Source organism: Segatella paludivivens DSM 17968 = JCM 13650 (genome assembly GCF_000373185.1).
GTDB lineage: Bacteria > Bacteroidota > Bacteroidia > Bacteroidales > Bacteroidaceae > Prevotella > Prevotella paludivivens.
Genome location: NZ_KB890671.1, coordinates 138,576 through 153,334, shown reverse-complemented (window position 1 = coordinate 153,334; position 14,759 = coordinate 138,576). Strand labels below are relative to the sequence as shown.

General features: G+C 38.5%; 6 protein-coding genes. 2 read left to right on the top strand and 4 right to left on the bottom strand.

The features are described 5' to 3' along the window. The first annotated feature begins 1,473 nt into the window (after nt 1-1,473). Both B045_RS0111550 and B045_RS0111545 read left to right on the top strand, forming a co-directional pair. The gene (locus tag B045_RS0111550; protein WP_081618634.1) at nt 1,474-3,552 is read left to right on the top strand and encodes a beta-galactosidase; all 2,079 of its coding nucleotides are present in this window, start codon (nt 1,474-1,476) and stop codon (nt 3,550-3,552) included. Nucleotides 3,553-3,672: 120 nt separating this feature from the next. After that, complete coding sequence (locus B045_RS0111545; RefSeq protein ID WP_044067795.1) at nt 3,673-5,745, top strand: alpha-L-fucosidase; 2,073 nt, start codon at nt 3,673-3,675, stop codon at nt 5,743-5,745. Nucleotides 5,746-5,913: 168 nt separating this feature from the next. Here B045_RS0111545 and B045_RS0111540 read toward each other — a convergent pair whose 3' ends face one another. The 4 genes from B045_RS0111540 to B045_RS0111525 all read right to left on the bottom strand — a co-directional run bounded on the left by B045_RS0111540 (nt 5,914) and on the right by B045_RS0111525 (nt 14,647). Continuing rightward, a complete protein-coding gene (locus B045_RS0111540) occupies nt 5,914-7,830 on the bottom strand; it encodes a glycoside hydrolase family 13 protein (protein ID WP_018464418.1) in 1,917 nt (638 codons plus the stop codon). Nucleotides 7,831-7,836: 6 nt separating this feature from the next. After that, on the bottom strand, nt 7,837-9,744 hold the full coding sequence (gene pulA, locus B045_RS0111535) for a type I pullulanase (RefSeq protein WP_018464417.1): 1,908 nt from the start codon (nt 9,742-9,744) through the stop codon (nt 7,837-7,839). A gap of 10 nt (nt 9,745-9,754) precedes the next feature. Next, nucleotides 9,755-11,884, bottom strand: coding sequence for a glycoside hydrolase family 97 protein (locus B045_RS0111530; RefSeq protein ID WP_018464416.1), 2,130 nt, complete (start codon nt 11,882-11,884; stop codon nt 9,755-9,757). Between the two features lie 63 nt (nt 11,885-11,947). After that, nucleotides 11,948-14,647: a 4-alpha-glucanotransferase gene (locus B045_RS0111525; RefSeq protein WP_018464415.1), complete on the bottom strand. Its 2,700-nt coding sequence runs from the start codon at nt 14,645-14,647 to the stop codon at nt 11,948-11,950. Between the last annotated feature and the right edge of the window lie 112 nt (nt 14,648-14,759).

Below are 14,759 nucleotides of genomic sequence, written 5' to 3'. Positions count from 1 at the left end.
GTAAAATATTATATATTCTATTTCTAGAATGTCTGTAATCTGTTCAGAACGAATCTCCTAAATTATTGTAGTCTAAAACCTAGTTTTTTCGAAATCGGATTTGAATCCGATGACGGTTTGTTTCTTTTTACCCGAGTACCGAAATAAATCTCAGCACTCGCTTCTTGTACTACTTTTCTGTCTATGTAAATCTTTTCAAAGAACTCTTTCTTCTTTCGAAGAACACCGGCTGCACTCAACATAAGAAATAAATTTCATTCTGTTTTCGTTTGCACGATGTTTCTTTTGCTTTATTAAAAACCGTTGTTCTNAAAAGCGANTGCAAAAGTATAGGTTTTTATTGGAACTTCCAAATCTTTTTAGAAAAAAGTTTCATTTATATTTCATTATTTCCGTTTTATTGACAGAAACACCAGGTTCAAAATATAGACACATTATTATATATATAAAGAAAGTATTTATGGGATATTAATGAATGCCGAATTAGGTGAACGTAGAGAGCACACCCTCTGCAGATTCATTTAATTCAGCTACGCAGCTACATAAATACTGTAAACTATTGTTATCAAGCTATTTACATCACTCTTTTGCAGCATTCAAGCTAGGTGGACTATGTTCAAGCTACGTAAATAGCAATGCTTCTACGACGGAACGCAAAATCATGAAACAAATCAGTTGACTTTACAATGACAAAAAAAAATGGTCTAGTATGAAGACGGAAACGTTTCTATATAGAAATGGAAACTTTAGATCGATACAACGCAAACTTTAGATCGATGTAACGCAGACGTTTGATCGTAGGATTGGAAACGTTACATCGTAGAAACGCAAATAGCATCTCGTGAAATTCGTTTTTTCGACTGCAAACGTGATGTTATTTTAAGGGAGGAAGTACCGTTTATCAAGGTAATCCCCTACATAGGGTTTGAAAAATAAAAAGCGTCGAAGTGTCTGGCCACTGTATATCAGGCTGTTAGGACGTTTTTTATGCAACAGTAAATGTCAGGNAAATGACGGAAATTCATGCGTTTCTATATAGAAACGCAAAATCGCACGAATTTGGAGCTGATTCTATACTGCAAAAAAAGTGGCTTTTTCATATAAAAATTCAGTAATCATGAAAAAAAGCGGTTTTTTGTTGCTCAATAATTCTCCGCAGTTTGAACGACGCATGGATATTGAGAAAAGACAGTCTATATATCTGAGTGTCAAGGATTAGACACTTAGACGCTTGGAATTTCCAAAAACTACAAGTGCGCGCACGCGCACGAACATAATATATATAAAATATTTCGTATAAGATAATAAAAGACTACCTAGTATGCCATATATGCATCTACTAGCTCAAAAGCATTTATAGACTTCGAAGATTTTGATTATAAAGGAGACATGTAATTATATTTTTTATTATCTTTGTCTCGCTGAATAACATTGGCTACAATAGTCATAAATGCAACTAATAATTTAATAGCAATGAAAAATAGGTTTATTGTTCCTTTATTTATCTGTTTGTCTGTCTTTACAAATAAGATAATAGTATTTATAATTGCTTTTATTTTCTGCACAAGAATTAGTGCACAGAATTTGTATGTTGGAACAAACTATCATCCACATGATGATAAAAACTTAGAAAAGATAAAAAAAGATATATCCTTAATGAAGGATGCCGGTTTTAAGGTTGTGCGTATGGGGCATCTTGCATGGGACAGTTACGAACCTACAGAAGGGAACTTTGATTTCGGTTGGTTTGATAGTGTAATGGACATGATGAATAAAGCCGGGATAAAGGTTATATTGGATATCGCAATTCGTCCTGCGCCAATATGGCTACATCATAAGTATCCTAGCATAGATGTAGTAGATGCTAATGGATACCGTATGTATCCTAATCATAGATATATGGAAGATGTCGGTGATCCAATGTATCAAAAATACGCACTTCGTTTCGCTAATGAAATATCAAGAAGATATGCTAATCATCCGGCATTATTAGCATTCGGAATTGATAATGAATCTGGAGATGGACCTATTTCATATTCAGAGACTGTAAGGCAACGGTTTATCTCGTGGCTGCAAAACAAATATATATCAGTAGACAAACTTAATGCCGCATGGGCTGGACAAAGGTGGTCACGGCGAATTGGTAACTTTGAAGAAATAGGACTACCTGTTTCCGGTTCAATAATTGGAGCTCCCGAAAGGATTCTAGACTTCAGAAGATTCATATCTGATGAAGTTAACGGAATATTATTTAAAGTAATTGAAGTCGTCAACAGAAATGCACCAAAAGCATTGCTCAATACAAATGCATGGTATTATAGTCCGTTAAAATATATTGACTATGCTGATATAGCCTATTCTGGCAAGATGACACGTGAGGGTTGTGGCTTTTATCCAGGATCTTCACTCACTTCTAATTGGGGGTTAATGGATGCTTTGTTTGGTATATCACGCATTCAGTTTGAAAGTAATAATCCTTTCTGGTGCTCTGAATTTACTACTATGAATGCAGTTCCCGGCTCAATACGCAAATCGGCTTATGCTACATTGATGTACGGAAATCAGACGGTTTGTGGTTGGACATGGCAGAGTATGCATGGTGGAGAAGAACAATATCTTGAAGGAATGCTTGATTGGGATGGCATTCCAAATCGCAAGTATGACGAATATAAACAAATAGCATCAGAGTTTAAGAAAATATCGAAGTTCTTCCCATATAAGCTGAAACCAGAAGTAGGCATGGCATTTTCATTCCCTAGTCAGATAGCGAGTGCTTCTTTTCCTGAACAGCACCAAAGTCAGTTGCAGTCATGTTTTAACTTATGTTATTATAGAAATTTGGACTCACGTATTGTAGATATCAGCAAGAGTAATCTTAATTATAAACTTTTATTTGTTCCCGGATTAACTGTTATGGATTCGGTTACAGCAGATAAAATCAGAAAATATGTGAGTGATGGCGGAACTGTAGTAATGACAAGCAATTCGGCGATAGTAGATGAAACAGGTAAAGTCTTTTCGTCAACACGTCCAGGAAGGTTAAGTGATGTTTTTGGCATAAGAGTAGCGAATTACGAAGAAACCGAAGCCTTGAATGAACTTTCACGTAAATCATATACAGGAAAGAAACTCGAAATAAATTATAAAGGGCAATTTCTTGATACAGAATCATCAAGATTTGATGTGATATATACTAAAGGTGCAAAAGTATTGGCAAATCTAACCAGCCTTGACAAAGATTATCCTATAGTAACTTGCAATAAATATGGAAAAGGTCTGGCATTTTATATAGGGCTTCCTGCTAATACTGGGATATTAGATCTTCTATTTGATGATTTAATTAAAGAACTTTCTATAAAGAAAGGACCTGAAGTACCAAAAGGAGTAATGGCTCGCTATATTGATAATAAGCATATTCTATATCTGAATACTAGCAATGAAAAGAAGCTAATAATGATACCCACTAAAGCCAAAGGTCTTTTGTCTGGTCGACATTATGACAATACTATACAGTTGGAACCATTTGAACCTGAATTTATAGAATTAGAATAAGACGACATATGTGGAAACATGTGGATAGGAACAGAATAGTAATGGTAGAAAAGTTCTTGATAATATTATAAGGTAAATATTTAATGTATTACCTTCTGAGTATAAAAACAATATATTAATATGAAACGAACATTTGTGTTATTATTTTCGGTATTTATGTTTGTATTTGCTTCGGCACAGACAGCACCTAAACCTTGTGGACCAACTCCAAGTGATAATCAATTGAAATGGCAGGAGATGGAGAGATATGCCTTTGTACATTTCTCTGTAAACACATATACAGATCAGTGGTGGGGCAATGGCGATGAAGATCCCCATATATTCAATCCTACCAAATTAGATTGCCGCCAATGGGTCAGAGTATGCAAAGAGTCGGGTATGAAAGGCATCATCATTACCGCCAAACATCATAGCGGCTTCTGTCTGTGGCCATCAAAGTATACTAATTATTCTATAAAAAACTGTCCATGGAAAAACGGCAAGGGTGATATTGTACGAGAATTGTCGGATGCCTGCAAGGAGTATGGCCTGAAATTAGGCATATATCTTTCTCCGTGGGATAGAAATAGCCCTGATTACGGTAAACCAGAGTATATTAAATATTTCAGAAATCAGCTTACAGAACTTCTTACCAACTATGGCGATATCTTCGAGATATGGTTTGATGGTGCCAATGGAGGTACCGGATATTATGGAGGTGCTCGGGAAGAACGTAAGATAGATCCAAAGACATATTATGATTGGCAGAATACATACAAGTTGATAAGGAGTTTGCAACCTAATATAATCATCTGGAATGATGGAGGCGATCGTGCAGATGTACGTTGGGTAGGTACCGAAGCCGGTAATGTAGGCGAAACCAACTGGAGCACAATGAATGCTAAAGGCGATACACCTTATGCGATGTTGCACTATGGTGTGGAGAATGGAGACTCGTGGGTACCGGCGGAGGTTAACACCTCTATCCGCCCAGAATGGTTCTACCATCCAAGCGAAGACACTAAGGTAAAATCATTATCCCAACTTATGGATATCTACTATACTTCAGTAGGTCGCAATGGCACGTTGCTGCTCAATTTTCCAATCGACACACAAGGTCTTATACATCCAAGCGACGCCAAGGCCGGCAAAGAGTTCGCCCAGGAGGTCAGCGAAACCTTCAGATATAATCTTGCTATCGGTAAGAAAGCTACAGCCTCAAATACACGCGCCAATAGCAAAAAGTTCGCTGCAGCTAATGTCATTGATAATAATAAAGACACATATTGGGCAACAGACGATAGTGTAACTAGAGCATCACTCACTATAGACTTAGGTATGTCCACCACCTTCAATCGTTTTATGATACAGGAGTACAGTCGCCTTGGTCAGCGCGTAAAGTCGTTCACCATAGATGCTTTCACACAAGGAAAATGGCATAAAATAGCTGATGCCACAACAATAGGATATAAGAGAATACTATGTTTCCCGTCTGTAAAGGCATCAAAAGTACGTATCACAATAACCGACTCAAAGTGTTGTCCTGTCATCTCAAACATAGGCATATACGATGCACCTCAGATACTGACCCAACCGTCAATAATCCGAGCCAAAGACGGAAAAGTTATAATCATTCCCGCCGATAAAGAATCGGGTATCTATTATACTACAGACGGCACATTACCAACCGTGAGATCGCATAAGTATACTAAACCGTTCAATACATCAGGCAAGATAGAAGTCAAGGCCATAGCTTACGATGTCAAATCAGGTAAGAGCAGCCCTGTATGTACCGAAAAGTTTGATTTGCCACGTACCAGTTGGAAGATAATAAGTACTACCGATGCCAAAGCTATAAATATACTAGACGGCGATCCTTCATCATCATGGCATCAGCCCAAAGGCACCAAACTTCCAGCCGATATAGTAATAGATTTAGGAGCGAACCTAAATGTAAGTGGTTTCAGGTATCTTCCAGATCCAACCCTATGGGGTCCGGGAATAATCAATGCCTATCGCTTTTATGTTTCAACGGATAACATTAATTGGAAATTAGTAAGTCAGGGAGAGTTCTCTAATATCAAGAACAACCCACTTAGACAAACCAAAACATTTGCGGCAATCAATGCACGTTATGTTAAGTTTCAAGCAGTGAAGAATATTGAGAATAATGATAATATCGGTTATGCTGAATTTGATTTAATTACTCAATAGCATTCTGATTCATAGTCTGTTTTAAAGAATTTTGCAGGAGGTTGATTTTTTCTGCAATTTGTAAATATCTAAAGAAATACATCAAAGATATATTAATGAATAAAGTCTTAACTCCTAAATAATAATATCAAGGAGTTAAGACTTTATTATATAAATGCCACTGCTAAACTAAAACTCAATAATCATTGATTGGCGAGGCTGTAATTTTATATCTTTTGAAATATCAACACTGTTTCCAGTGATGACATCCTTGGCAGAAACATTACTGCCAATAACCTCAGCATATCTAGAAACAGGCATTAAAACTTCCTTAGTTGTTCCATTAAGAATTGTAAGAACTGTCTTATCTCCATATTGGCGGGCAATGACATAAACACCTTTGAAAGGAACGAACTGTATCTGCTTACCCTTGGTGATTACTTCATTGTTCTGACGCCAATGTAGCAGTCTACTAACCCAATTAAACATTGCATTTTCTGCCTCACTCCTACCCTCTGCTGTAAAAGCATTATGAGAATCTCCGGCAAAACCTCCAGGGAAATCTTTTCTCACATTACCATCAGTTTTTTCCTTTGTACCGTTCATAAGCACCTCTGTTCCATAATATAGTTGAGGAGTACGGTTCACTGTAAGTAATATTGATAGCGCCTGTTTAAGAGCAAGCGTGTCTTTACCATTACCAAGGAAGCGATCAGTATCGTGATTTTCAATGAATGCCATTACATTGGAAGGATTCTCATAGAGATAATCATAACAGAAACTATTATAAATTCGGTTAAGTCCATTCCACCAATCATCAGTTTCTTCATTTTTCGCCTTATTTATCTTGTCGTAGAAACTGAAATCCATAACTGTCTTGAGATAACTGTTGACATCAGACAACTTTGAATCTTTCTGCCATGCAGCTGTATAAGCTGGTTCCGTTACCCAAGTTTCACCAACAGTGTTGAAATTCGGATATTCATTGTCAATAGTCTTCATCCACAAAGACATCGCTTTTCTGTCGGCATAAGGGTATGTATCCATTCGGATTCCATCAATACCAACAGTTTCTATCCACCATTCACTGTTTTGGATAAGATATTTGATGACATGCGGATTATGCTGATTAAGGTCAGGCATACTTGGAACAAACCAACCATCAACAGTTTCGTGCAAATCAATTTTGCTTGCATAAGGATCTAATACCGGAGTGAGCTTATAGCTTGTCTGGAAATATTTTGACTTACCGTCCTTTGCACCGAAACCGGTCATAGGATTGCGACCATCAAGTTTTTTCTCCTTTAGCCAGTCTGATGTATTGAACCAGTCGGCAGAAGGAATATCGGCAATCCAAGGATGCTCAAATCCACAATGATTGAAAATCATATCCATTACGACTTTCAGTCCATGCTTATGGGCATCATCAATGAGAGCCTTATACTCATCATTTGTTCCGAAGCGTGGATCTACACGATAATAATCAGTTGTAGCATAACCATGATAAGTGCTGAAACCATTATTATCAGGAGAGTTGTTTTCCAAAACAGGAGTGAACCACAAAGCTGTAACTCCCAATTGATTGAAATAATCAAGATGTTGGCGTATTCCAGCTATATCGCCACCATGACGAAGACTAGGCATAGAACGGTCTACAACATACTTATTCATCCCTTTCAAAGGCTTCGTTATATTTTTACCAGAAGCAAAACGGTCTGGCATGAGCATATAAAGCACATCTGAATTAGAGAAGCCATGACGCTTATCACCTTCCATTGCCCTATTCTTCAACTGATACTTCATTGTAAAAGAAGACTTTCCGTTGATAAATTTCAAAGGCATCTCACCAGCCTTTGCCTCACCAACATTAAGATAAACTAAGAGATAGTTTGGTGAATCAAGACGCACCACACTGTCTACCTTTACTCCATTGTAGTCAACCTTTACATCGGCATTCTTAATATCCTTACCATAAACCATTAACTGAAGGGAAGGATTTTTCATCCCGACAAACCAGTTTGCAGGTTCGACCTTATTAACCTTTACTGCACCATTCATTGTCATTGCAGACAATAATAAACTGATACTGAATATAAATTGCTTCATTGGTATTTATTTATTATACATTATCAAGGCAGACTGTGCATCTACGGTAACTTTGCCGCCAGCAAGCTGTCCTAATCCATTTTCATTAATCACTCCATCACAACCGACAACGGTATACTCACCCTGAGGAACCTCAACGTCACAGGGAGAATTATTACCATTGAACAGTACGATGATATTTTTCCACTCGTCACCACCAGCATTGTCTTTTAATATAAAACCTACCATACATGGCTGAACAGGAAGAAAATTAAGTTTGGCTCTCACCAAATCAGCATCACCGAGGCGAAAAGCAGGATGATTCTTCCTAAGCTGTATCAAGTTCTTATAATATTCAAACACCTGTGGATACTTATCCATATTATTCCAGTCAATACTATTTATACTATCGGGTGAATTGAAAGAATTATGCACACCTTTCTTGTCGCGCAGCATTTCTTCACCACTAAGCATAAACGGTACACCCTGAGAGAGGAACACCGCCGTCTGAGCTAACTCGTCAAGACGTATAATCTGATCGGTATCAATATTAGAAACCGAAGTCTTTATACGATCAACGAGACACATATCATCATGACAACTCACATAACTAATCTGCTGGGTTGGCTGCAAAGCCCAAGGTTTCTTGTCATAGTTTACCTTCTGCATGTCTACCTCTGGATGCATGATACCACCAACGATACCAAACTTTAGACTTTCTTCCTCACCGGCATTGCCTGCAAGAAACGCACCTTTATGATCGTCGTTAAAAGGACCACGAAGAGCATCGCGCATGTCATCGCTGAAAGCAGCCACTCCAGGCATCTCTAATATGTTTGCCTTTACAGCACGTTTCTCTACGGGATATGCACAATTACCGGCACTCCATCCTTCTCCATATATAAAGATTGTAGGATCTATGCTATTTACCTCTGCACGTATCTCGTTCATCGTTTCAATGTCATGTACCCCCATGAGATCGAAACGGAAACCATCAATATGATATTCGTTAATCCAATATTTTACACTCTCAAGCATGAAGCTGCGCATGAGATGCTTTTCAGAAGCCGTTTCATTTCCACATCCAGAACCGTTTGACGGGGTTCCGTCAGCATTATAGCGATAGTAATATCCAGGATACGTCTTCTCGAAGTTGCTGTTTTTGAGATCGAACGTATGATTATACACAACATCAAGGATAACCCTTATACCTGCTTTATGCAAAGCCTGCACCATGCGTTTAAACTCATTGATGCGCTTTACCGGAGAATAAGGATCTGTGGAATATCCACCATCAGGAACATTGAAATTAACAGGATCATACCCCCAATTATACTGTGCGCTGTCAAGGTGTGTCTCGTCAACAGATGCATAATCAAAAGAAGGCAAAACATGAACAGCATTAATACCCAATTGTTTAAGATGTTCAATCGCTCTCGGTTCGGTTAAAGAAAGAAACTTACCCTTATTGATTATCCCAGAAGACGCATCAATAGAATAATCACGCCAATGCATTTCATAGATAACAAGATCGGCAGGCGACTTTATCAACGGTCGCACATCAGCATCCCAGTTATCAGGATTTGTCTCAAACATGTTAAGGATTGCTCCACGTCTGCCATTAACTCCAACTGCCTTTGCAAAAACGCCAGGAGTCTCTCCATTGCCAATATCAAACGTATAGAACTTTCCCTTGAGATTGCCTTTTACAATTGCTTTCCACTTATCAGCACCGTCGCTCTTCATCCTTATGGTCTTGAGCAACTTGCCTGAAATACCACTGTCGTATATGCGAACAACACCCTTATCAGGTGAGTTCAGACTAAAAACAGTCTGCTCAGGACTGTAAGACATCTCATTAAAGACATCCTGTGCTTGAGCAAACTGAAATAGCAAAGCTGACAATGCTGCCATATATAAGGATTTTATATTCATAATATAAACATTAAAGCTTAATAACGCTTACTGCAAATCCGCCACCACGTGCCTCATCAATCTTCAGTACGTCACCTTTCTTAACCGTTTTCTTTGTGATGACATAAGCCTTTGGATTCTTCTCATAGTCAGCATTCTTTGCATCAGCATATAAAGTGCAAGCATACTTCTTTCCCTTTTCAAGGAAATCAAGTTTGATGGTACTCTTATGACCATTCTCGTCACATTTACCACCGATAAACCAATTATCTGTACCCTTAGCCTTACGCGCTACTGTGATATAATCGCCAGGTTCAGCCTCAAGATACTTGCTTTCTGACCAGTCTGCCGCAACATCACGTATAAACTGGAAAGCATCATCATACTTCTCATAATGTTCAGGAAGGTCTGCAGCCATCTGCAACGGACTGTACATTACAAGATATAAAGCTAGCTGACCACACAATGTGGTATGCACATAAGAAGTATTTTTGGACCAAGTCTTCAACTGAGTTTCGAAGATACCAGGAGTATAATCCATTGGACCACCTTGCAAACGAGTAAACGGCAATATAACAGTATGGTCTGGATTGCTACCACCAAAAGCCTCATACTCAGTACCTCTTGCACTCTCGTTACCAACAAGGTTAGGATACGTGCGGCAAAGTCCGGTAGGACGTGTAGCCTCGTGGGCATTAACCATGATATGATGCTTTGCTGCCATCTTGACATTATAAAGATAATGATTGTTCATGAACTGTCCGTAATGGTGTTCACCACGTGGGATAATATCTCCTACGTAACCAGTCTTCACTGCGTCGTATCCATATTTATTCATCAAATTGAAAGCATCTTCCATGTGACGCTCGTAGTTGATAGCCGATGAAGAAGTTTCGTGGTGCATAAGTAATTTCACGCCCTTTGAATGAGCATAGTCATTAAGCATTTTTATATCAAAATCAGGATAAGGAGTGACAAAGTCGAAAACATCAAACTTAGAGTTTCCAGCCCAGTCTTCCCAACCTTCGTTCCAACCTTCTACAAGGACCTCGTCAAGTCCGTTCTTTGCAGCGAAATCAATATATTTCTTAACTTCTGTATTATTAGCTCCATGAGTTCCGTTCGGTTTACACTTAGAGTAATCTGTAACTCCAAGGCGAACAGAAGGCAAATCATTAGTATAACTCCATGAGTTTCTACCAACAATCATCTCCCACCATACACCGCAATACTTTACTGGATGAATCCAAGAAACATCAGAAAGGGCACATGGTTCGTTAAGATTAAGTGTGAGCTTGCAAGAAAGCATGTCACGGGCATCATCGCTCACCATAACAGTTCTCCAAGGAGATTTACAAGGTGTCTGCATATATCCCTTCAGACCTTCGGCATCAGGAGTGAGCCAAGACTCAAACACCATATTCTTGTCATCTAGGTTCAGGCTCATTGTAGAATAATCAACACATGCAGCCTCGTGTATGTTGATATAGAGTCCGTCATCGGTCTTCATCTGTAAAGCAGTCTGCACTCCAGTTGGTGAGAATGTAGTCTGAGAAGAGTTCTCTGTAACAGCAGACTTCATTAGTCCTCGAATTTGAGAAAGCTTAGAAGTAACTGTCTCATATTCCTGTGTATCATAGTCACCAGGTAACCACCAAGCCTTATGATCCCCAGTCATAGCAAACTGGGTATGTTCATCCTTAATTATAAAATAGTTCAAGTCTTTTTGTTGTGGAAACTCATAACGAAGTCCCATACCATAATCATAAACACGGAAACGAATTATGATATTACGGTTACTTGATTCCTGATTAAGAGTTACAGCCATCTCATTGTAATTATTGCGAATGGTTGAAGTCTCGCCCCATACTGGTTTCCAAGTCTCGTCGAATGTTGAATTTTTTGTGTCGGCAACTGTAAAGCCGTCCATTAGATCTGTCTCCTTAAAGCCTTTAGAGGCATGCTTGTTTTTAGCTAGTTCAAGTCCTAAGTGACTTGGTTTGATTACAGCTTTGTTCTTGTATGTCATCGAATATGTAGGCACACCATTGCCTGTAAGCGAAAACGTTAAGCTCACTTTGCCGTCAGGAGACTTTATTGTCTGTGCGGCAGCGAACATCGGCAACATCAAAGCGATAAAGAATAGTTGTATTTTTTTCATTTTAAAGGTAAATTTATTAAGCATCTCCTTTCCTATCAAAGAGCATAGAGATGCTGTAATTATTTATTTTCGTCCTGATTGATTTATTAGTTCTGTAATATTTTCCTTGAAATCTATGTTGTTGATTAAGTCTTCTATTTTCACATGCATGCGATAACGCCAGTAATGTTTTGGGTTAGCTGGAATATTTATGCGCTCAGCATTCTGGTCAGCAAGTCGAAGTTTCTCATCTATTGACAGCCAATCCTGAATTGACAAAACACAAAGTATGCTAGGTGAAGTGAGATGACGGCTTATAATGTCGCGAGCCAACCAACCAGGAAGTGGATGCGGAGCCGCACCACCACGATAGAGCATCGAATTATAATAAGCCTGAGTGCGCTCAATATCCTCATCCCACCACTGACGAAGCGTCGGCATGTCGTGACTAGAGATTGTGCATACAGAGCGGTAAGGGTTGCGACTGAGATGTCCGAATCTTACACTAGAATCCTTAGGCATACTTTGTAGTTCGAGACTCAATATCTTCAATTCGTTCATCACCCAAGGCACACAGTCTGGAACCATACCTAAATCCTCAGCGCACACAAGCATACGTGTTGCCTGAACGAGTTTAGGAAGTTTCTTTATTGCCTCACGATACCAGAACTGGTTGTTACGGCGATAAAAGTAATCATTATATATACGGTTGAAGATCTCCTTATCACCATCATATAGTGCCTCATAAGTGAAATCAAACTGAGCACTGATTCTAGGATGGAATTTATTATAATCCTTGTGATCACGGACAAACAACACATTGCTTATCAATGAATAAAGTCCATCTCTAACCCATGTGTCTGTATCCGAAGTTTTACCTTCAAAAGCAGCCTCAACTTTACGCTGAGTATCATATTCAGGTTTCATCACCCAAATATCATCATGAGAATAGTTAAGGTATTTATCCTTTACCTCACCAGCATGTTCCTTGAATACACGATCAAGAATCCAATCACTGATAAATGGTTTCGTAAAATGTTCCTCATTAAAATGCAGTCCATAAGCCTCAATTTCCTCGCGAGTCAAGCCCAAAGCTGGAGAGAACTGTCCGAGCAGTCCATGAACAGCATCTACAGGAATTTCCCATATACGGAAGAAACCAAGCACATGGTCGATGCGATAGGCATCAAAAAACTTATTCATGTTTTGGAATCTATGTACCCACCATGCACAATCGTCCTTAATCATCTCATCCCAATTATATGTTGGGAATCCCCAATTCTGACCGTTTACTGAAAAATCATCAGGAGGAGCACCTGCCTGTCCATTAAGATTAAAGTATTTTGGTTCCATCCAGACATCACATCCATTGCGGTTTACACCGATAGGAATGTCACCCTTGAGGATTACGCCCTTAGAACGTGCATATTCGTGAACAGACTCCATCTGTGAGTTGAGGATATATTGAACGAAATAGAAGAATTCAACCTCTTTATATTCCTTACTTCCAGGTTTAGACAGAGCCTTGCGCTCATTCTCATTCCACACAGAATGACCGTTCCACTTAGAGAAGTCTGCTGTACCATATTTATCCCTCAGGCAGCAATACTGTGCATAAGGAACAAGCCATGATTCGGCTTCAGCAAAGAATTTCTTGAATTCAACACTATTGAATATATGTTTGCCTTCTTGAAGATATATTTCCTGAAGATATTTTAGCTTGGCATCGTTTACCTTCTCATAGTCTATCTGTGTAAGTGAATTGAGTTGAATACGTAAAGATTCAAATTCAGAAGACTTTTGCCCATTCTTTATTTTAGGGAGCAAAGTGAGATCGGCATATTGCGGATGGAGAGCAAAGATGCTTATACAACTATATGGATATGAGTCTGTCCAAGTATGAGTGATCGTAGTATCGTTAATAGGTAGGACCTGAAGCACACGTTGATTTGTAGCAGCTATCCAGTCGATTGCTTTTTTCAAATCACCAAAATCACCTATACCGAAACTTACATTCGAACGCAAAGAGAATACAGGAACAAGGGTTCCAGCTAATTTAAGATCAGAAATCTCAAAGAAAGCTTGATCAAGATAATAAACAGCAACATCACCATCAACAATATCAACCAAGTTTATTTCACGATTTAATCCTGTTTCCCAAAGTGTATTCTGATTATCATCGTTATCAATAGCAGCAAATTTAAATTCAAGTTTATTATACTTCAATTTTGAAGCATCTATATCTACAACCCATTCATTATAATTATGCTCGCACATTGGTATTGCCTTGAAGACATCCCATGCACCGAGGGAAGCATCCTTTCCGACAATCGCAAGACTTTTATTGTCACGTAACTGCGGAGCTCTAACGATAAGACGAAGAGTTCTTGAAAAATTAGAAGGTAAGGGAGTTGAAAGTTCACGCTTATTTACGCACTCTGTAAAGGCTGAACTGTATAAATAAGAATCCTCAGGGATATCAATCCAACGATCGAAAACCTTATAACACTTACCGTTATCAGCACTTATTTCAAGACGATGAGGTTGTGTGAACCATTCATGACGCTTTTCATTTCCATCACAATCAACACTATAGAAATAGTCGATGACTGAATTTTGTGAGGAAGTAGACTTATTTAGGTCGTACCACCAATGCTTACCATGAACATTGTTCATTCTGAATTGGGAAAGTTTATCTTTCACATTTTTGACTCTTTCGACAACATTCAGCAAAATCTCTTCACCAAAGACAGTCTCATAGTCTATATTAAAACTTATTTTCATACGGTGTGTAGTAATTTTTTGTAAAGATAACAATTTAAAGCTAAGACGGTTTCATGGATTTGCACAAATTCGCCATTTAATAGTGCAATCGTTTGCACGCATGCAAAAGGAA